The sequence below is a fragment of the Bradyrhizobium sp. S3.7.6 genome, assembly GCF_054061875.1.
This window is the reverse complement of the sequence record NZ_JBSSEQ010000001.1, coordinates 918,265-938,640: the sequence shown is the minus strand read 5'-3', so window position 1 is coordinate 938,640 and position 20,376 is coordinate 918,265. Positions and strand designations below refer to the sequence as shown.

Annotated in this window: 17 protein-coding genes; 12 read left to right on the top strand and 5 right to left on the bottom strand. The window is 65.0% G+C overall.

What is annotated here, in order from left to right; translation table 11 throughout:
- Nucleotides 1–23 precede the first annotated feature (23 nt).
- The 6 genes from ACVJ5M_RS04410 (at nucleotide 24) to xth (ending at nucleotide 8,081) form a co-directional block, all read left to right on the top strand.
- Complete coding sequence (locus ACVJ5M_RS04410) at nucleotides 24–1,472, top strand: ammonium transporter (protein ID WP_063980294.1); 1,449 nt, start codon at nucleotides 24–26, stop codon at nucleotides 1,470–1,472.
- Nucleotides 1,473–1,688: 216 nt separating this feature from the next.
- The gene (locus tag ACVJ5M_RS04405; RefSeq protein WP_063980293.1) at nucleotides 1,689–2,093 is read left to right on the top strand and encodes a GFA family protein; all 405 of its coding nucleotides are present in this window, start codon (nucleotides 1,689–1,691) and stop codon (nucleotides 2,091–2,093) included.
- A gap of 362 nt (nucleotides 2,094–2,455) precedes the next feature.
- Nucleotides 2,456–3,670, top strand: coding sequence for an aminotransferase class I/II-fold pyridoxal phosphate-dependent enzyme (locus ACVJ5M_RS04400; protein WP_456679260.1), 1,215 nt, complete (start codon nucleotides 2,456–2,458; stop codon nucleotides 3,668–3,670).
- 9 nt (nucleotides 3,671–3,679) lie between these two features.
- The gene (locus ACVJ5M_RS04395; protein ID WP_063980291.1) at nucleotides 3,680–6,160 is read left to right on the top strand and encodes a DNA translocase FtsK; all 2,481 of its coding nucleotides are present in this window, start codon (nucleotides 3,680–3,682) and stop codon (nucleotides 6,158–6,160) included.
- 150 nt (nucleotides 6,161–6,310) lie between these two features.
- Nucleotides 6,311–7,063 (top strand): outer membrane lipoprotein carrier protein LolA, encoded by a 753-nt coding sequence (locus tag ACVJ5M_RS04390; RefSeq protein ID WP_063980290.1) that lies wholly within the window; start codon nucleotides 6,311–6,313, stop codon nucleotides 7,061–7,063.
- A gap of 202 nt (nucleotides 7,064–7,265) precedes the next feature.
- Entirely contained in the window at nucleotides 7,266–8,081 is an 816-nt protein-coding gene (gene xth, locus ACVJ5M_RS04385; protein WP_014490778.1) for an exodeoxyribonuclease III, read from the top strand.
- A 14-nt stretch (nucleotides 8,082–8,095) separates the two neighbouring features.
- Here xth and ACVJ5M_RS04380 read toward each other — a convergent pair whose 3' ends face one another.
- Both ACVJ5M_RS04380 and ACVJ5M_RS04375 read right to left on the bottom strand, forming a co-directional pair.
- Complete coding sequence (locus tag ACVJ5M_RS04380) at nucleotides 8,096–8,542, bottom strand: cyclic nucleotide-binding domain-containing protein (protein WP_063980289.1); 447 nt, start codon at nucleotides 8,540–8,542, stop codon at nucleotides 8,096–8,098.
- A gap of 59 nt (nucleotides 8,543–8,601) precedes the next feature.
- Nucleotides 8,602–9,288 (bottom strand): response regulator transcription factor, encoded by a 687-nt coding sequence (locus ACVJ5M_RS04375; protein ID WP_007598630.1) that lies wholly within the window; start codon nucleotides 9,286–9,288, stop codon nucleotides 8,602–8,604.
- A 204-nt stretch (nucleotides 9,289–9,492) separates the two neighbouring features.
- Here ACVJ5M_RS04375 and ACVJ5M_RS04370 point away from each other — a divergent pair, with 204 nt between their 5' ends.
- Both ACVJ5M_RS04370 and ACVJ5M_RS04365 read left to right on the top strand, forming a co-directional pair.
- Nucleotides 9,493–10,062 (top strand): L,D-transpeptidase family protein, encoded by a 570-nt coding sequence (locus ACVJ5M_RS04370; RefSeq protein WP_063985976.1) that lies wholly within the window; start codon nucleotides 9,493–9,495, stop codon nucleotides 10,060–10,062.
- 6 nt (nucleotides 10,063–10,068) lie between these two features.
- Nucleotides 10,069–10,854 carry a 2-keto-4-pentenoate hydratase gene (locus tag ACVJ5M_RS04365; RefSeq protein WP_063980288.1) on the top strand — a complete coding sequence of 262 codons (786 nt, stop codon included), beginning with the start codon at nucleotides 10,069–10,071 and terminating at the stop codon, nucleotides 10,852–10,854.
- A 182-nt stretch (nucleotides 10,855–11,036) separates the two neighbouring features.
- Here ACVJ5M_RS04365 and ACVJ5M_RS04360 read toward each other — a convergent pair whose 3' ends face one another.
- Nucleotides 11,037–11,726 (bottom strand): YggS family pyridoxal phosphate-dependent enzyme, encoded by a 690-nt coding sequence (locus tag ACVJ5M_RS04360; RefSeq protein ID WP_063980287.1) that lies wholly within the window; start codon nucleotides 11,724–11,726, stop codon nucleotides 11,037–11,039.
- 109 nt (nucleotides 11,727–11,835) lie between these two features.
- Here ACVJ5M_RS04360 and ACVJ5M_RS04355 point away from each other — a divergent pair, with 109 nt between their 5' ends.
- Nucleotides 11,836–13,539: a diguanylate cyclase domain-containing protein gene (locus ACVJ5M_RS04355; protein WP_063980286.1), complete on the top strand. Its 1,704-nt coding sequence runs from the start codon at nucleotides 11,836–11,838 to the stop codon at nucleotides 13,537–13,539.
- Here the strand turns inward: ACVJ5M_RS04355 and ACVJ5M_RS04350 are convergent.
- Entirely contained in the window at nucleotides 13,536–14,582 is a 1,047-nt protein-coding gene (locus ACVJ5M_RS04350; RefSeq protein ID WP_354100296.1) for a GGDEF domain-containing protein, read from the bottom strand. The genes ACVJ5M_RS04355 and ACVJ5M_RS04350 overlap by 4 nt on opposite strands.
- Before the next feature lie 191 nt (nucleotides 14,583–14,773).
- On the opposite strand from ACVJ5M_RS04350, the gene leuS reads away from it, so the two are divergent.
- The 3 genes from leuS (at nucleotide 14,774) to holA (ending at nucleotide 19,095) form a co-directional block, all read left to right on the top strand.
- Entirely contained in the window at nucleotides 14,774–17,398 is a 2,625-nt protein-coding gene (leuS, locus tag ACVJ5M_RS04345; RefSeq protein ID WP_063980285.1) for a leucine--tRNA ligase, read from the top strand.
- Nucleotides 17,385–17,936 (top strand): LPS assembly lipoprotein LptE, encoded by a 552-nt coding sequence (gene lptE / locus ACVJ5M_RS04340; protein ID WP_028150179.1) that lies wholly within the window; start codon nucleotides 17,385–17,387, stop codon nucleotides 17,934–17,936. The genes leuS and lptE overlap by 14 nt, the downstream gene beginning before the upstream one ends.
- A gap of 130 nt (nucleotides 17,937–18,066) precedes the next feature.
- Entirely contained in the window at nucleotides 18,067–19,095 is a 1,029-nt protein-coding gene (gene holA / locus ACVJ5M_RS04335) for a DNA polymerase III subunit delta (RefSeq protein WP_063980284.1), read from the top strand.
- A gap of 265 nt (nucleotides 19,096–19,360) precedes the next feature.
- Here holA and ACVJ5M_RS04330 read toward each other — a convergent pair whose 3' ends face one another.
- Nucleotides 19,361–20,248 (bottom strand): ParB/RepB/Spo0J family partition protein, encoded by an 888-nt coding sequence (locus tag ACVJ5M_RS04330; RefSeq protein ID WP_063980283.1) that lies wholly within the window; start codon nucleotides 20,246–20,248, stop codon nucleotides 19,361–19,363.
- Nucleotides 20,249–20,376 lie beyond the last annotated feature (128 nt).

Here is a 20,376-nt window from a genome sequence, read left to right as displayed (position 1 = left end):
TTTACCAATCAGGAGTGAATAAAATGACGTTTAAGCGTCCCTATGGCGCGGGATTGGCGGCTCTCGCAGTCGGCATGTTCGCTGCGACCGCGGCCTATGCCGAGCCAACGGTCAACAAGGGAGACAACGCCTGGATGCTGACATCGACAGTGCTCGTGCTGTTGATGACGATCCCCGGCCTCGCGCTGTTCTACGGCGGTCTTGTCCGTTCCAAGAACATGCTCTCCGTGCTGATGCAGGTGTTCTACACCGTCTGCGTCGTCACGGTAATCTGGGCCGTGTACGGCTACAGCCTCACCTTCACCGGCGGCTCCGACTTCATCGGCGGCTTCTCCAAGGCCTTCATGATGGGCGTCACCACCGACTCGAAGGCCGCGACCTTCTCGGTCGACGCCAACATCTCGGAGCTCATCTATATGTGCTTCCAGATGACCTTCGCGGCGATCACGCCGGCCCTCATCGTCGGCGCCTTCGCCGAGCGCATGAAGTTCGCGGCAATCGCGCTCTTCATCCCGCTCTGGGTCACGCTGATCTACTTCCCGATCGCGCACATGGTCTGGTACTGGCCCGGCCCGGACATGATCCAGGACGCTGCCAAGGCACTCGCTGCTGCCACTGATGCGGCTGCGAAGACCGCGGCGCAGGCCAAGCTCGACGAGATCAACGCCGACGCCGGCTGGATCTTCAAGAAGGGCGCGATCGACTTCGCTGGCGGCACCGTGGTGCACATCAACGCCGGCATCGCAGGTCTCGTCGGCGCTCTGCTGATCGGCAAGCGCGTCGGCTACGGCAAGGAGCTGATGGCTCCGCACTCGCTGACCATGTCGATGATCGGCGCCTCGCTGCTCTGGGTCGGCTGGTTCGGCTTCAACGCCGGCTCCAACCTCGAAGCCAACGGCGGCGCAGCCCTCGCCATGACCAACTCCTTCGTCGCCACCGCGGCCGCCGCGCTGTCGTGGATGTTCGCGGAGTGGATCGTGAAGGGTCACCCGTCGGTGCTCGGCGTCATCTCCGGCGCTGTCGCGGGCCTCGTGGCCGTCACGCCTGCCGCCGGCTTCGCCGGCGTGATGGGTGCGATCGTCCTCGGCCTCGTGGTCGGCGTGGTCTGCCTGTTCTTCTGCACCGTCGTGAAGAACGCGCTCGGCTACGACGACAGCCTCGATGTGTTCGGCGTGCACTGCGTCGGCGGCATCGTCGGCGCCCTCGGCACCGGCATCCTCGTCAATCCGGCGCTGGGTGGTGCGGGCATCATCGACTACACCGCGATCCCGCCGAAGGTTGCCGATTACGACTTCGCGGCGCAGATGGTCTCCCAGCTCTGGGGCGTCTGCACCACGCTGGTGTGGTCGGGCATCGGTTCGGCGATCCTCTACAAGGTCGTCGATGTGATCGTTGGCCTCCGCGCCAATGTCGAGACCGAGCGTGAAGGCCTCGATATCACCGAGCACACCGAGCGCGCCTACAACATGTAACTCTCCTCCCGGGCGCGGCCTCCGCGGGGGCCGTGCCCACAACTACGGTTTGGGGCACATACCCGGCAATGTCCCGACCGTTGAGGGGCTCCAGCGCAAGCTGGAGCCCCTTTCTTTTTGCCTTCTTTTGTCCTGCGCGACAAAGAAAGCGATTGCCATTTCAGATTGCCGGCGCAGAAATATCGACCACAACGAAAAACAAACCGGGAGGTCGTCATGCGTTTGGAAGGCGGATGCTATTGCGGCGAAGTGCGCTACGTGGCCGAAGGTGATCCGATGATGCAGGCCCAGTGTCATTGCCGCGAGTGCCAGTACATCTCGGGCGGCGCGCCCAACACCTTCATCGCGATGCCGGCGGCCGGCTTCAGCTACATCACCGGGCAGCCCAAGCAATTCACGCGCAAGGACCTCGAACGCGCCGTCACGCGCGAATTCTGCGCCGAATGCGGCACCCATCTGGTGACCAAGGTTCCGGGCCTGCCGGCGGCGATCCTGAAGGTCGGCACCTTAGACGAGCCCGCGCAGTTCCATCCGCAGATGGCGATCTACACCTGCGACATGCAGGAGTTCCACGCGATCCCGGTGGGCATGAAGACATTCGAGAAGCTGCCGGGGCACTAGGCGCGCCCATATCCGGAAACTCGCCATGCCCGGGCTTGCCCCGCCTGCGCGGCCGAAGCCCGCTTCGGCGAGGCGAAGGCCCGGGCATGAACGTTCTTGGGTACGGTAGAATGGGCCGGGGGATGGCCGGGACAGGCCCGGCCATGACGGGACCCGGGCCCGCCATGCGTCCGCTCTATCCGGCCTCATTATTCCCGCTCCGGACGGACCGGACCTCAAATCCAGGTCACGGAAATGACTCTTGATGGCGCGGAAAGCCGATGGTTAATCGCGTCTTAACCTCGCCCTATCTATGGTGAAGTGAACCGCTTCCCGCCGGCGCCTTGGTGCGACCGGCTGTTCCAAGAGTGCTGGCGTCCAGAATGGCTATAACCGCTTCATCCCGTGCGCCGCAGGACAGTGGAAGCTCCGATAGCGAACGCTCGCCCTTCGTCCGGCTGAACGAGCTGCTGGCACCCCATCAGCCGGGTAAGCCATTGATTACGCTTGCAGTCGGCGAGCCCCAGCATCCCGTGCCTGACTTCGTCGGCCCGGTGCTGGCCAAGCACATCGCCGATTTCGGCCGTTACCCCGCGAACAAGGGCACCGACCCGTTCCGCATGGCAGCGGGCGCCTGGCTGTCGTCGCGCTTCAAGCTGCCGCGGCCGCTCGACCCCGAGAACGAGATTCTCGTCCTCAATGGCAGCCGCGAGGGGCTGTTCCTCGCCGCGATCGCGGCCGCGCGCTATGTCGGCCCGCGCCCCGGCAAGCCCGCCATCCTGATGCCGAACCCGTTCTATCCGGTCTATGGCGCCGGCGCCCGCGCCGCGGCCTGCGAGCCGGTCTACCTGCCGACCACCGTCGAAAACGGCTTTCTGCCCGATCTCGATGCCATCGACGAAGCGACGCTGGCGCGCACGGTGGCGTTCTATCTGGCCTCGCCCGCCAATCCGCAGGGCTCGGTCGCCAAACCCGACTATTTCAGGCGGTTGAAGCAGCTCGCCGACCGCTACGGCTTCGTGATCCTCAGCGACGAGTGCTATTCCGAGATCTACACCCGCGAGGCCCCGGGCAGCGCGCTCGAATGCGCCGGCCCTGATTTCACCCGCGTGGTTGCGTTCCAGTCGCTGTCGAAGCGCTCCAACCTGCCGGGCCTGCGCGTCGGTTTCGCCGCCGGCGACAAGCGATTCATCGGCATGTTCCTCGAGCTGCGCAACATCGCGGCGCCGCAGGTGCCGGTGCCGCTCCAGCATGTCGCGACCGTTGCCTATGGCGACGAGGCGCATGTCGAGGAGAACCGCAGGCTCTACCGGATCAAGTTCGATCTCGCCGACCAGATCATCGGCGATCGTTACGGCTATCGCCGACCTGACGCAGGCTTCTGCGTCTGGCTCAACACGTCCGCGCTCGGCGACGACGTGTCGATCACGCTCAGGCTCTTCAAGGAAGCAGGCGTACGCGTGGTGCCCGGCAGCTATCTGGCGCGGCTCCAGCCCGACGGCTTCAATCCGGGCGCAGGTTTCATTCGCCTTGCGCTGGTGCAGGATGGCGAGACCACGGCGCAGGCGCTGCACCGCCTGGTCGAGACTCTGGGTTAGGCGGGGCCCATGAGCATGTCGGCAATCGAACGTGTCATTCCACTGGTCGGCCATCTGCCACCGTCGATCCGCGAGGGGCTGGCGCGGCGTATGCGCGAGCTCACCGGTTTCGGCCTGATTGCATTGTCCGGCGTCGCCTCGGCCGCGCTGATGACCTGGTCGGTGCAGGATCCAAGCCTCAGCCACGCGACCTCACGGCCGATCCGCAACATTCTCGGCTATGCCGGCGCGATCGGCGCCGACCTTGCGATGCAGATCCTCGGGCTCGGCGCGATTATGCTGGTCCTGACGGTCGCGGTCTGGGGCTGGCGCATGATGACCCATCGCCCGTTCGACCGCGAGGCGCTGCGGCTCGGTTCCTGGACTCTCTGCACCGTGATCGCTGCGGGCTTTGCCAGCTGCTGGCCGCATGGCGGCGCCTGGCCGCTGCCGACCGGCCTCGGCGGCGTGGTCGGCGATGCGCTGGTGCGCGCGCCCGCGGTGATTTTCGGACCGGCGGGCACGATCTATCGCATGGTGCTGGGCACGATCCTGTTCGCCGCGATCGGCGCGACCTTCCTGATCGCCTGCGGCCTCGGCGCGCGCGCGCATGACGACGAGTTCGCGGAGATCGAGGACGACGACAAGCCGCTCGACGAAGACGAGGAGAGCGATCGCGGCTCGGTGTCGCTGGGGTGGCTGTTCCACGCATTGATGAGCACGAAGGCGCGGCTGATCTGGCTGCTCGGCACCGCTTACCGCTCGCTGGTCTCGAGCGGACCGAAGACCAAAGCCGTTGCGTTCAGCCGCCAGGAGCCGAATCTCGGCGGCGGCCGCGCCGCGCCGTCGATCTCGCCGCAGTCCGAAGACGAAATTGACGAGGACGAGCACGAAGAAGAGGAAGACGAGGAGGAGGAAGAGGAGGAGCCGGCCGCGCGCGCGCCGCGCAAGAAGGCTGCACCAAAGGCCGCCTCCAAGAAATCCTCCGACAAGTTCGAGCTTCCGTCCGTGTCCGTGCTGGCCGCGCCCAAGGCGGGCGATCGCCAGCCGCTCAGCAAGGCTGAGCTGGAAGCCAATTCGCGTTCGCTCGAAGGCGTGCTGCAGGATTTCGGCGTGCGCGGCGAGATCGTGAAAGCCAATCCGGGTCCCGTGGTCACACTGTACGAGCTGGAGCCGGCGCCCGGCATCAAGTCATCGCGCGTGATCGGTCTCGCCGACGATATCGCCCGTTCGATGAGCGCGCTGTCGGCACGCGTCGCCGTCGTGCCCGGCCGTAACGCCATCGGCATCGAGCTACCGAATGCGCATCGCGAAAAGGTCTATCTGCGCGAGCTGCTGGTCGCCAAGGAGACTGTCGATTCGGTTGCGAAGCTGCCGCTCTGCCTCGGCAAGACCATCGGCGGCGACCCCGTGATCATCGACCTCGCGCGCACGCCGCACATGCTGATCGCCGGCACCACCGGCTCCGGCAAGTCGGTCGCCATCAACACCATGATCCTCAGCCTGGTCTACCGGCTGCGCCCGGACCAGTGCCGCCTGATCATGGTCGATCCGAAAATGCTCGAACTCTCCGTCTATGACGGCATTCCCCATCTGCTCACGCCTGTTGTGACCGACCCGAAGAAGGCGGTGGTCGCGCTGAAATGGGCCGTGCGCGAGATGGAAGAGCGCTACAAGAACATGGCCAAGCTCGGTGTGCGCAACATCGACGGCTACAATACGCGCCTGCTCGAATTGAAGGCCAAGGGCGAGGAACCGACGCGCACGGTGCACACCGGCTTCGACAAGGAAACCGGCAAGGCGATCTACGAGGAAGAGAAGCTCTCGCTCGACCCGCTGCCCTACATCGTCATCATCGTCGACGAAATGGCCGACCTGATGATGGTCGCCGGCAAGGACATCGAAGGGGCGGTGCAGCGCCTCGCGCAGATGGCGCGCGCCGCCGGCCTGCACGTGATCCTCGCGACGCAGCGTCCGTCGGTCGACGTCATCACCGGCACCATCAAAGCGAACTTCCCGACCCGCATCGCCTTCCAGGTGACGTCCAAGATCGACAGCCGCACCATTTTGGGCGAGATGGGCGCCGAGCAGCTGCTCGGGCAGGGCGACATGCTCTACATGGCGGGCGGCGGCCGCATCAGCCGCGTGCACGGACCTTTCGCGTCGGACGAGGAAGTCGAGAAGGTGGTGCGTCACCTCAAGACGCAGGGCCAGCCCGAATACCTCGAGGCCGTCACGGCCGAAGAGCCGACCGAGGACGAGGACGGTGGCGCCGTGTTCGACGCCAGCGGCATGGGAGCGGATGGCGGCGGCGATCTCTTCCAACAGGCCGTGGCCATCGTCAAACGCGACCGCAAGGCCTCGACCAGCTACATCCAGCGCCGGCTCCAGATCGGCTATAACCGCGCCGCTTCGCTGATGGAGCGCATGGAACTCGAGGGCATCGTCGGACCCGCCAACCACGCCGGAAAGCGCGAGATTCTGGTCGAGGAAGAAGATAGCCATATGTGAGGCGAGCCGCCTCTGAACATAATTTCACGCAAAATCGATATCTGCAGTAGCGAAATCACGCTAAAAGGGCGCCCAGCCACACAGGACGACGCGTTGATCAGACATCCGGACATTCGATTCGCTGCCACCATCGCTGCGCGAAGCGCGCGCATGGCCGGTGTGCTTCTCGTCACCGCCGCGATGGTGACCGCGGCGTCGTTCGCGCAGACCGTGCCTGTGCCGAAGCCCGCGCCGAAGGGCCGCGATGGCGGTTCGGCCGGTGGGCCCGCCGTCACCGGCGCGACCCAGACGCCGCCGAACCCGGTCATCCCGGATCCGCGCCGCAACGTGCCGACCAGCATCTTCCAGACGTTTGACGCCAACCAGAAGGCGCAGGCGGCCAAGGTCAGCGCCTATCTGTCCTCGTTGTCGACGCTGGTTGGAAATTTCGTCCAGGTCGGCCCCGACGGCAGCAAGACGCAGGGCGACTTCTACATCCAGAAGCCCGGCAAGGTGCGCTTCGAATATGACGCGCCGAGCCCGATCGACATCGTCGCCGACGGATCCTCGCTGGTGGTGCGCGACCGCAAGCTCGCGACCCAGGACGTCTATCCGCTGTCGCAGACGCCGCTGCGCTTCCTGCTGTCCGATCGCATCGACCTGATGAAGGACACCAACGTCGTCAACGTCTCGGCCGACGACGTCTTCGTCAGCGTCACGATCGAGGAGAAGCAGGCGCTGGTCGGCACCAGCCGCCTCCTGCTGATGTTCGGCGCCAAGGACGGCCAGTTGAAGCAGTGGACCGTCACCGACCCGCAGGGCTACGACACCACGATCGCGGTCTACAATCTCGATGCGGGCAAGAAGCTTGATCCTGCCATGTTCAAGATCGATTTCACCAATTACGGCCCATCGCCGGGTTGAAAGCTCTACTGCCGTAGGGTGGGCAAAGGCGCATTAGCGCCGTGCCCACCATCTCTCCTTGCGGCAGGCATTGGTGGGCACGCTTCGCTTTGCCCACCCTACGAGGGCTCGCAACGAACCTTGCACCCACCCCCGAAAAGACGTGGGCACGGCGCTTTGCGCCTTTGCCCACCCTACGAGAGCTTGCTAAGACGCAGGCCTCATGCGTCTTTCCCTGACAACCTGGAACATCAACTCGGTGCGGCTGCGCATCGACTTGGTCGCGAAGTTTCTCAAGAGCGCGCGGCCGGACGTGCTGTGCCTCCAGGAGACCAAGTGCATCGACGATGCCTTTCCCCTGAAGCGTTTCAAGCGGCTCGGCTATGAGCATGTCGCGCTGAACGGGCAGAAGGGTTATCACGGCGTCGCCATCGTCTCGAAGATCCCGTTCGAATCGAAAGACATCCGCACCTTCTGCGACAAGGTGGATTCGCGCCACATCTCGGTCTCGTTCGGCGAGAAGGCCAGCATCGCAAAGCCGCTGGTGCTGCATAATTTCTACGTGCCCGCCGGCGGCGACATTCCCGATCCCGCGCTGAACGAGAAATTCGACCACAAGCTTCGCTTCCTCGACGAGATGAAGGCCTGCGAGCCGCTGCATCCGCGCGGGGAGGATCGCCACATCCTGGTCGGCGATCTCAACGTCGCGCCGCACGAGAACGACGTCTGGTCGCACAAGCAGCTTCTGAAAGTGGTTTCGCATACACCTGTGGAGACAGAGAAGTTGCAAGCCGCGCTGGCAGCCGGTGAGTGGGTCGACGTCGCGCGCGAGCGTTTTCCGATGTCGGAGAAGGTCTATACGTGGTGGAGCTATCGTTCCGCGGACTGGACCGTCGGTGATCGCGGCCGCAGGCTCGACCACATCTGGGTCTCGCGCGCATTGAAGGACGCGGTCAGCGATTTCAAGATCCTGCGCGACGCGCGGAGCTGGGAGCGCCCGTCGGACCACGTGCCGGTGACGGTGACGCTGGAGGTGTAGCGGCGCCGTCCGGGCTACGACGACGTCAGCTTCGCGCCCGCCATCAGGATATCGCTCGCGATCTGGCTGGAGCGCACCGCGAATTCGTCACGCAGGCGCACCGCAGCCGCGGGGTCACTCTCGAGCACACGTTGAAACAGGCTGCGCGCGACGCGGATGACGGAGGCGTGCTCCAGCGCGACCGCGCTCGATGGCCGCTTCATCGGCACCACCAGCGCGAGCTCGCCGATCAGCGCACCGGGACCTGCGATCATCTCCGCGCCGGCGCCGTCGTCGACCCGAAAGGCGCCGCGTTGAACCACGTATCCGGCATCGGCGTCGTCGCCGAGATTGAAGAGGACGTCGCCGCGAACGAAATTACGCTGCTCGGAGCCGATCGCCAGCATGCGCAACGACGCGTCTCCCAACAAGCGCAGTGTCGGGACACGCTCGAGAAGCGCTACGTCGTCGTCGATTGACATTCAGGTCCGGGGCTCAAAGGGCATGCGATCTAAAACGATTCGCACGCCCCTAAAGCGTATCACGGCACCAGCTTGTAGCCACCGGCTTCCGTGACCAGGATCTCCGGATTGGCGGCGTCCTTCTCGATCTTCTGGCGGAGGCGGTAGATGTGCGTTTCCAGCGTGTGGGTGGTGACGCCGGAATTATAGCCCCAGACCTCCTGGAGCAGGGTCTCGCGCGAGACCGGCATCTGGCCGGCCCGGTAGAGGAAGCGGAGGATGGCGGTTTCCTTCTCGGTGAGCCGGACCTTGCGGGCATTGGCCGCGGTCAGCATCTTCGAGCCCGGGCGGAAGGAGTAGGGGCCGACCGAGAACACCGCGTCCTCGCTCGCCTCGTGCTGGCGAAGCTGGGCGCGGATGCGGGCCAGCAGCACGGCGAAACGGAAGGGTTTTGCGACGTAGTCGTTGGCGCCGGATTCCAGCCCCAAAATCGTGTCGGAATCGGTGTCATGCCCGGTGAGCATGATGATCGGGGCCTTGAAGCCGCCCTTGCGCAAGGAACGAACCACCTCGCGGCCATCGGTGTCGGGCAGGCCGACATCCATCAGGACGAGATCGGGGGCATTGGCCTTCGCGGCGCTCGCGCCCTTGGCCCCGGTATCGACGGCGGAGGCCTCAAATTCTTCGTGCAGCGATAATTGCTCCACCAACGTATCGCGCAGATCGGTATCGTCATCCACGATGAGGATCTTGCGGGCATTGGCCATAGGGGGTCATCCTTTTGGAGTCCGGCTCGGCGCGCATGCATGCTGCACCCAGCCGCGAGGGAAAGTTAGGGGGGTCGCCGTTATTATTGTTGTTCGTGTTGAAGTAGTGGGCTGTTACCGATTCACAAGCCAGAAGCACTCTAACTCAAAATCTCAGGCCGTTTTGATGAATGTCCTGTAATGAATTCGACATCGCACGTTCACATGAAAAGCAAAGCGGATTCAGCTAGTTACCCAAAGAATCGAAGCTCCGGACCGCTTCAAGCGATCCGCGTTAAACCTGCTGCCGGGAATCCGCGCCGTGGCTGGCTGACGGCCGGCGCGCTGACGATCCCGGTGGCGCTGGGGCGGGGCGGAATCCTGGCAAACAAGCGCGAGGGCGATGGCGGCACCCCGCGGGGCAGCTTCCGTCCCAGGCAATTGTGGTGGCGGGGCGACCGTCACAGCCGTCCGCGGACCTTTCTTCCGGCCCGGACCATCGGCGACACGGACGCCTGGTGCGAGGACGCCGGAGATCGCCACTACAATCAGGCGATCCGGCTCGGACCGGAGCAGGGCGGTGACCGTCTCAAGCGGACCGACCATCTCTATGACTTCATCATCGAAATCGACCACAACACCAGACCGCGCGTCGCCGGCCGCGGCAGTGCGGTGTTTTTGCATCTGGCGCGCGACAATTTCGGGCCGACCGCAGGCTGCGTCTCGATGACCAAAGCGGCGATGCTGCAATTGCTGCGGCGCCTGGGACCAAGAACCAGAATCATCATCGGGTGAGGGCACATGCTCGACAAGGATCAGATCGCCGCCGCATCGCAGGTCCTGGTCAAACATTGGCGCGACGGCACCAAGTTTGACGCGCTGGAGCCGCGGTTGCGGCCGCAGAGCCGCGCTGATGGCTATGCCATCCAGGCCGCCCTCGAAAACCAATCACTTGGAACACTGTTCGGTTGGAAGATCGCGGCGACAAGCGAGGCCGGACAAAAGCACATCAACGTCGCGGGACCGCTGGCCGGCCGCATCATGAGCGACACCGTGATCGCCGACGGCGGCACGGCGTCGATGAAGGGCAACGAGATGCGCGTCGGCGAGCCGGAGTTCGCCTTCCGCATGGGCCGCGATCTGCCGCCGCGCGCGACGCCGTACAGTGTCGACGACGTGCTCGCCGCCGTCGACACCTTGCATCCCGCGATCGAGATTCCCGACTCGCGCTTTGGCGATTTCGCCGGCGCCGGCGAGGCACAGCTCATCGCCGACAATGCCTGCGCGCATCTGTTCGTGCTGGGCGCCGCGACGACTGCGAACTGGCGCGCCATGGATCTCGTCGAGGAGCGGCCGCAGATCACGCTGCGCGGCCAGCGCTATCTCGGCCACGGCAAGAACGTGCTCGGCGATCCCCGTGTTGCCTTGGCCTGGCTTGCCAACGAGCTGCGCGGGCTCGGCATCACCTTGCGGGCAGGGGAGGTGGTGACGACAGGCACGTGCCATCCGCCGCTGCCGATCCAGGCCGGCGATCATTTCGCGGTGGATTTTGGTGTGCTGGGGCAGGTGTCGGTGGGGTTTGCGTAACCACCGCACACACCGCCGTCGTCCCTGCGGACGCAGGGACCCATAACCCCAGGGAGAAGTTTGGCGAAGACTGGCAGTTACCTCACTTTCGCCGGTACGAAGACCACCCACCAATCAGAGATCACGCGGTATGGGTCCCTGCGCCCCGTGCGCAATTGCGCACTAGGCAGGGACGACAGCAACTACCGGTGCCCGAAGATCGCGCTCCCAACGCGCACATGGGTGGCGCCGAGCATGATCGCGGTGGCGAAGTCCGCGCTCATGCCCATCGAGAGATTCTTCAAGCCATTGCGCGCCGCGATCTTGGCGGTCAGCGCGAAATGCGCCGCCGGCGGCTCGTCGACCGGCGGGATGCACATCAGGCCGGAGATCGTCAGCCCATAGCTGTCGCGGCAGCTCGCGATGAAGGCATCGGCCTCGCCGGGAGCGATGCCGGCCTTCTGCGGCTCCTCGCCGATGTTGATCTGGACGAACAGCTCCGGGTGCCTGTTCTGGGATTCGATTTCCTTGGCTAACGCCTGGCAAATGCTCGGGCGGTCAACCGAATGGATGGCATCGAACAGCGCCACCGCCTCCTTCGCCTTGTTGGACTGCAGCGGCCCGATCAGATGCAGCGCGATGCCGGAATAAGCGGACGTTAACGCCGGCCACTTGCCTTTGGCCTCCTGCACCCGATTTTCGCCGAATACGCGCTGTCCGCCGTCGATGACCGGGATAATTGCATCCGCGGCGAACGTCTTGGACACCGCGATCAGCGTCACGGAGGCGCGACTGCGCCGCGCTTCCTTGCAGGCGCGGGCAATTTCGGCTTCGACCGCGGCGAGCGCGTTTGGTGAATGGCCGGTTACCGGCGCGGCGTTGGTTTCGGTCATGACGTCGGTTCGGACTGGATTGTTGCGGAGCTAGTTCTAATTTTACCGAGTTCAAGAAAGAGTTTTTGAACCCTTCGCTTTACCTTGGCCGATGGGGTGGGCAGCGAAGATGGCAAACGTCAGTTTCAACCGCAAACGAGTGAAACTCAAGCAGGTTCTCGGAATCCGGGCACGGCTTGCGTTGCTCGCGGTGATTCTGGTGACGCCTTTGATGTTCGAGCGCATCCGTTCGCTCGAGGACACGCGCGCGCGGCAGATCGCGCAGGCCGCGACCGAATTCACCACCGTTGCAAGACACAGCGCCGATGCGCAGCGCGAAGTGATCTCGTCGGTCGAAACCATCCTGAAATCTGAAGCCTTCATCCGCGCCTCCGCCGGCGGCATCAGCAAGAGCTGCGACGTGCTGCGCGCGAGCCTGCCGTCGAACCTTCCCTGGATCCGCACGCTGTTGATCGCCGGCCAGGACGGACGCATCCAGTGCGCCACCAACAACATGTATGTCGGCCTCGACCTCAGCGACCGGCCATACTTCCAGCAGGCGCAGGAAACCGGCCGCTTCGTGCTGAGCGACTTCATCCTGTCGCGGCCTGTGCCGTCGCCGACCGTCATGGCGGTTTATCCGGTGTCGGCCTTCAGCGGCGTGGCGGATGCCGTCGTGCTCGCCACCGTCAACCTCGACTGGATGTCGAAGGTCATGAGCAATCTCGGCGGCCGCGCCGGCATCACCGCCGTGCTGGTCGACAGCGCCGGCACCGTGCTCGCCGCGCCGGCTGATCAGCACAGCGCAATCGGCCGTCCGCTCGACAACATGCCGCTGATGTCGGCGATCGCCGACAGGGCGCTGCGTTCGGACCAGGACGAGGGCTCACTCTCTTTCCTCGCCGCTGACGGCTCCCGCCGCGCGGTGAGCTATATCCGCATCGCCGGCACCAACGCCCGCCTGATTGCCAGCATCGACGAGGACAAGGTGTCCGCGGCGGTCAGCCGCGACATCCGCACCGCCTATCTCCAGCTCGCGTTCGTCGTCCTGTTCGTCCTACTCGGCGCGCTGATCGCCGCCGAGAAGCTCGTGATCAAGCCGATCGAGATGCTGGCCGACATGGCCAAGCGCCTCGGCGAAGGCGACCTCTCGGCCCGCGCCGCGCGCAACCGTCTGCCGGCCGAGTTCGTGCCGCTGGCCCGCGCCTTCAACGCGATGGCCGCGCAGCTCAGCCAGCGCGAGCGCGAGCTGATCGCGAGCAACGACCGCCTGACCGTGATGGCCTCGATCGACATGCTGTCGGGGCTGGCCAATCGCCGCGGCTTCCAGAGCCGGCTCGACTTCGAATGGATGCGCGCGCAGCAGTATGACAGCGAGCTTGCGCTCCTGATGATCGACGTCGACCACTTCAAGCTGTTCAACGACACCTACGGCCATCTCGAAGGCGATTCCTGCCTGACCCGGCTCGGCGAATCCTTGTCCGGCATCGCCGCCGACACGATGGGCTTTGCGGCCCGCTATGGCGGCGAGGAGTTCTGCCTGCTGCTGCCGAACACCGATGTGAACCGCGCCGTCGAGATCGGCGAGCAGGTGCGCGCGGCCGTGCTGAAGCTGTGCCTGCCGCACATCACCTCCGCCCACATGATCGTCACCGTCTCGATCGGCGTTGCCGCAACGAAGCCGAACGAGACGCTGCGCCCCGGCGATCTCATCGAAGCCGCCGACGCCGCGCTCTACGCCGCAAAACACCGCGGCCGCAACAATGTCATGGAGCACGGCATCCAGGTGATCGAGAACAGCGCGGCCGCCATGATGCTGGCGGCGAGCGCCTAGCCCGCAGCCGCGGCGCGATCGAGCTCGACCTCCGTCACTACGCGATTGCGGCCGCCGCCCTTGGCGAGATAGAGCGCGCGGTCGCAACGCTCGATCAGATCGGTGATCGCCTCGCCCGCACGATACTGCGCTACGCCGATCGACACGCTGATGCCGGGCAGGGTCTCGCCGGTCGAGCGGCGCGTGATCGTGCATTCGGCGATCGCGCGCCTGATACGCTCGGCGATCTCGGCGCAAGTGGCGAGATCGGCATCCGGCAGCACGGCAATCAGCTCCTCGCCGCCATAGCGGGCCGACAGATCCTGCTCGCGAACTTTTTCGCGCAGCACTTTCGCAATCAGGCGCAGCACCTGGTCGCCGACGCCATGGCCGAAATTGTCGTTGAAGGTCTTGAAGTGGTCGATGTCGAGCATCAGCACGCCGAGCGGCTCGCCCCAATCCGCGGTCGTCTGTGCCTTGCGCAGGAATTCATCGAGCGCCCGCCGGTTTGCCAGCCCCGTCAGCGTATCGGTCCGGGCGCGCTCTTCGGACTTGGAGAGCGAGTCGCGGATCACGTCGAGCTCGCGGGTCTTTTCCGCAAAGCCGGCCTCGAGCCGGGTCGCCCTCGTGGCGGCCCGGGCCAACTCATTCATGAGCTGGGCGACCAGCGCCTTCGGATCGACGCCGGCCCTGCCCTGATCAGCGACTTCGCTGATCGCCTGCATCTGGGAACGATTGTCGGCCATGGCCGTCGCCAGAAACTCCTTCGCCGCCCCCATGAGGGCATGCAGCCGATCGGACGTCTCGGAGGCGACGGCGCCCGCCCGGGGCGCGACATAGGTCTCGAACAGATCCTGGTTGGTCCTGGCGTCGAAGGGACGGTTGTGGTCGATCAGGAGATCGATGGCATTGCGCAGGTCGTCATGGCTGCCTGCGAAATAGTGGAACCGGACGGCAAAATTGGTCGGCGTCGGCGGAATCCGCTGCTCGGCCATGCTCCGCACCGCCCGTCCGGCGACGGACGCGGCATAGTCGTAATCGAGATCGTCGAAGCCTGATTCCATCGCCTGGCGGGGTGCTGTCGGCGGCCAACCTCGCACCGACCCCTTAATCCGATCCCAATGGGCCGTCCGTACTTTAGCGGAGCAGCCTTGCGGGGGGCCGCCGCCAGCGGCAACCCATTGACCCCCTAAGGACTTCTATGGCCTAGTCCGCCGTCTTTAGACGGCCGAATCCACGAAAACCCAACGATTCCATGACCTCCGAACGCTACAACGCCCGCGACGCCGAACCGCGCTGGCAAGCCGCCTGGGACCAGCAGGCGATCTTCGTCTCCAAGAACGACGATTCGCGGCCCAAATACTACGTGCTGGAGATGTTCCCCTACCCGTCCGGGCGCATCCATATCGGCCATGTCCGCAATTACACGCTCGGCGACGTGCTGGCCCGCTTCATGCGCGCCAAGGGGTTCAACGTGCTGCACCCGATGGGCTGGGACGCCTTCGGCCTTCCGGCCGAGAACGCCGCCATCGAGCGCAAGGTCGCGCCGAAGGCCTGGACCTACGACAACATCGCCGCGATGAAGAAGCAGCTCCGCTCGATCGGGCTGTCGCTGGACTGGTCGCGCGAATTCGCGACCTGCGACCCCAGCTACTACAAGCATCAGCAGAAGATGTTTTTGGACATGCTCGCCGCCGGCCTGGCCGAGCGTGAGAAGCGCAAGCTCAACTGGGATCCGGTCGACATGACCGTGCTCGCCAACGAGCAGGTGATCGACGGCCGCGGCTGGCGCTCGGGTGCCGTTGTCGAACAACGGGAAATGAGCCAGTGGGTCTTCAAGATCACGAAGTACTCGCAGGAACTGCTGTCCGCGCTGGATGGGCTCGACCGCTGGCCCGACAAGGTGCGGCTGATGCAGCGCAACTGGATCGGCCGCTCCGAGGGCCTGCTGGTCCGCTTCGCGCTGGATCAGGCGACGACGCCCGCCGGCGAGAGCGAGCTGAAGATCTTTACGACGCGCCCGGACACCCTGTTCGGCGCCAAATTCATGGCGATCTCGTCGGATCATCCGCTGGCTCAAGCAGCAGCCGCGAAGAACCCGAAGCTTGCCCAGTTCATCGCCGACATCAAGAAGATCGGCACCGCGCAAGAGATCATCGACACCGCGGAAAAGCAGGGTTTTGACACCGGCATCCGCGCGGTGCACCCGTTCGACCCGAGCTGGAAGCTGCCGGTCTATGTCGCGAACTTCGTGCTGATGGAATACGGCACCGGCGCGATCTTCGGCTGCCCCGCGCACGACCAGCGCGACCTCGACTTCGTCAACAAGTACAATCTCGGCAACATTCCGGTGGTGTGCCCCGAGGGTCAGGACCCGAAGACGTTCGTCATCACCGACACCGCCTATGACGGTGACGGCCGCATGATCAATTCGCGCTTCCTCGACGGCATGACCATCGAGCAGGCCAAGGACGAGGTCGCAAAGCGGCTGGAAGGCGAACTGCGCGGCAATGCGCCGGTCGGCGAGCGTCAGGTCAATTTCCGCCTGCGCGACTGGGGCATTTCGCGCCAGCGCTATTGGGGCTGCCCGATTCCGGTCATCCACTGTCCGAAGTGCGATGTGGTGCCGGTGCCGGACGCCGACCTGCCGGTGACGCTGCCTGATGACGCGACCTTCGACAGACCGGGCAACGCGCTCGATCATCACCCGACCTGGAAGCACGTCACCTGCCCCAAATGCGGCGGCAAGGCCCAGCGTGAAACCGACACCATGGACACCTTCGTGGATTCGTCCTGGTATTTTGCGCGGTTCACCGATCCCTGGAACGAGAACGCGCCGACGACGCCAGCCGTCGCCAACCGGATGCTGCCGGTCGACCAGTATATCGGCGGCGTCGAGCACGCGATCCTGCATCTGCTCTACAGCCGCTTCTTCACCCGCGCGATGAAGGCGACCGGGCACATTGCGCTGGACGAGCCGTTCGCCGGCATGTTCACCCAGGGCATGGTGGTGCACGAGACCTACCAGAAGGCCGACGGCACCTATGTGCAGCCGGCCGAGGTGAAGATCGAGGTCGGCGGCAACGGCCGGCGCGCGACGCTGCTGACGTCAGGCGAAGACATCCAGATCGGTCCGATCGAGAAGATGTCGAAGTCGAAGAAGAACACGGTCGACCCCGACGACATCATCGAGACCTACGGCGCCGATGTCGCCCGCTGGTTCATGCTGTCGGACTCCCCGCCCGACCGCGACGTGATCTGGAGCGACGAGCGCGTCCAGGGTGCCTCGCGCTTCGTGCAGCGGCTGTGGCGGCTGGTGAACGATGCAGTGGAGCTCGGCCAGGCCGCGCCGGCAGATCGTCCGGGCTCGTTCGGCCCGGATGCGACCGCCTTGCGCAAGGCCGCCCATGGCGCGCTGGACAAGGTCACCACCGGCATCGAGCGGCTGCACTTCAATGTCTGCCTTGCCCATATCCGCGAATTCGCCAATGCGTTTTCGGAGGTGCTCCAGCGCCCCGGCCAGCCCACAGCTGACCTCGCCTGGGCGGTCCGGGAGGCCAGCCAGATCCTGGTCCAGCTGTTCTCCCCGATGATGCCGCATCTGGCCGAGGAGTGTTGGCAGGTTCTGGGCAATAGCGGGCTGGTTTCCGAGGCCGATTGGCCCCAAATCGAACGCGATTTGCTGGTTGAAGACGCCGTGACCCTGGTGGTCCAGGTCAATGGCAAGAAGCGGGGTGAGGTCACAGTTGCAACAGCGGCCCAGAATCCGGAAATCGAGGCTGCCGTTTTGGCACTCGATGCGGTAAAACTGGCCCTGGACGGCAAGCCCGTCCGCAAGGTGATCATCGTCCCCAAGAGGATCGTGAATGTTGTCGGCTAGGATCCGCATCGCAGCCCGCTTGCTGGCGGTCGCCGCATTGGCGGCCCTGACGGCTGGCTGCTTCCAGCCGATGTACGCCGAGCGTGGCGACGGGACACCCGGCCTGCGCGAAAAGCTGATGGGGGTCGACCTTCCGCCGATCAACAAGGCCAATGCCTCCCGCGAGGCCCGTGTCGGCGTCGAGGTCCGCAACGCCTTGGCCTTCAAGCTCTACGGCACGGCCACCGGCATGCCGCCGACCCATCGCCTGGAAATTCGCTTCGCGAGCAGCAAAACGTCGCTGATCGTCGATCCCAATACCGGCCTGCCGAACAGTGAAAACTACGGCATCGACGCCCAGTACAATTTGATCGAGGTCGTCAGCGGCAAGTCGGTCATGACCGGCACGACGTTCGCGCGCGTGTCCTATGACATGCCCGGCTCCTACCAGCGCTTTGCCCGCAACCGGGCCCTTCGCGATGCCGAGGATCGTGCCGCCAACGAGATCGCCGAGAACATCAACACGCGCCTCGCCTCGTTCTTCATCGCCGGCACTTAAGTCATCCCCGTCATTCCGGAGCGCCCGCAGGGCGGATCCGGAATCCAGAGATTATTGATCGAGATTCTCAGGCGCGCAATTGCGCGCCGTAGTTCGCGCTTCGTGCGCCCTGGAATGACAGTCAGGTCCGATGGTCGCGCTGCGCGGAAAAGAGATCGACGCCTTCCTCGCCCGTCCCGACGGGGGCCGACCGATCATCCTGCTCTACGGTCCCGATGCCGGCCTCGTGCGCGAGCGCGCCGATGCACTGATAGCCTCGGCCGTCGACGACCCCAACGATCCCTTCTCCCTCGTCAAGCTCGACGGCGACGAACTCTCCGCCGAGCCGTCGCGGCTCGTCGATGAGGCCATGACGGTGCCGTTGTTCGGCGGCCGCCGCGCCATCCGCGTCCGCGCCGGCTCGCGCAGCTTTGCCAGCGGCATCGATACGCTGGCGGAGATGGGCGTGAAGGATTGCCGCATCGTGATCGAGGCCGGCGAGCTGCGCCCGGAATCGCCGCTGCGCAAAGCCTGCGAGCGCGCCAAGACGGCCGTGGCGATCGGCTGCTATCCCGACACCGAGCGCGACCTTGCCAAGCTGATGGACGACGAGCTCCGCATCGCCAATCTGCGCATCGCGCAGGATGCCCGCGCGGCGCTGATGTCATTCCTCGGCGGCGACCGCCAGGCCTCGCGCAATGAGCTGCGCAAGCTGACGCTCTATGCGCATGGCAAAGGCGAGATCACGCTGGATGATGTGATGTCCGTCGTTGCCGATGCGTCCGAGCTGAAACTCGATCCCATCGTCGACGGCGCCTTCGCCGGCCGGCCCGACATCGTCGAGACCGAATTTGCAAAGGCCATGATCGCCGGCACCTATCCCGGCGTGATCATCTCCGCCGCGCAGCGCCAGGCCGCGTGGCTGCACAAATCTGCGCTCGCGATCGCCGACGGCCAGCCTGCCTCCGCGGTGCTCGAGGGCGGCTATCCGCGCCTGCATTTTTCGCGAAAGCCGGCGGTGGAAACGGCGCTGCGCAATTTCAGCGTGGCGCGGCTCGCCGCAATCATCGAGCAGCTCGCGACCGCCGCGCTCGACACCCGCAAGCAATCGACGCTAGCCGCCGCCATCGCCCAGCGCACGTTGATGGCCATCGCCGTGAATGCGAAGCGGCGCAGCTGAGGCACCGCTCTCTCCACGTCATTGCGAGGAGCGCAAGCGACGAAGCAATCCAGAGTCCCTCCGCGGAAAGAATCTGGATTGCTTCGCTTCGCTCGCAATGACGATGTGGAAACAGATGCGCCCGCAAAGACGGAACGAAGCGCCTACTCCTCATCCTGAGGAGCGCGCCTTGCGCGCGTCTCGAAGGATGAAGGCCCGGGCCCTCGCCCTTCGAGACGCCGCTTTGCGGCTCCTCAGGGTGAGGGAGACAGACTGTGAATGACGTCTACAGCGCGCCCTTCGCCAGCCGCCTCATCACCTCGTCGAGCTGATCGAGGTTGCGGTAGTTGATCTGGACGGAGCCGCCGGGGTCGCGGTGATTGACCGTGACCTTGAGGCCGAGCGCATCGCTGACGCGCCTTTCGAGATCGACCGTATCAGGGTCCTTTTCCTTACCGCCGGTGCTGCGCGCCTTCTGCGGCTTGCGCTCCGGCACACCCTCTTCATGCGCGAGCGCCTCGGCCTGGCGGACGTTAAGGCCTTCCGCGACGATGCGCCTGGCTGATGCGAGCGGATCGGGCACGCCGATCAGCGCGCGGGCGTGGCCGGCGGTCAGCTCGCCGCTCGTGATCAAGGCCTGCACTTCGGCCGGCAGTTTCGTCAGCCGCATCATGTTGGCGATGTGGCTGCGGCTCTTGCCAACGACCTTTGCGATGTCGTCCTGGCTGCGTTTGAACTCGTTGGCGAGCGCGTGATAGCCGAGCGCCTCTTCCATCGGGTTGAGGTCTTCGCGCTGCACGTTCTCGACGATCGCGAACTCCAGCGCATCGCTGTCGCTGATGTCGACCGGCACGATCGGCACCTCGTGCAGGCCGGCCATCTGCGACGCGCGCCAGCGCCGTTCGCCGGCGATGATCTCGAAGCGATCCTGCGCGCCCTTCACCGGACGCACGACGATCGGCTGGATCACGCCGTGCTGTCTGATCGAATCAGAGAGCTCCTTGAGCTCTGTTTCCGAAAAGGCGCGGCGCGGGTTGCGCGGATTGGGCTTGATGAATTCGATCGGCACCTTGCGCTGCGCGCGCGGACGATCGACATGCTGAGCCTCGCCGCCGACATCACCGATCAGACTCGCAAGACCCCGGCCCAGTCGCGAACGCGCTTCGTCGGCCATCGCCAGCTCCCTTGGATTCACGGTGCAACACTCCAGAACTGAATTATCGTAGGGTGGGCAAAGCGAAGCGTGCCCACCAGTTGTGTGCAGAAGATGGTGGGCACGGCGAAGACGCCTTTGCCCACCCT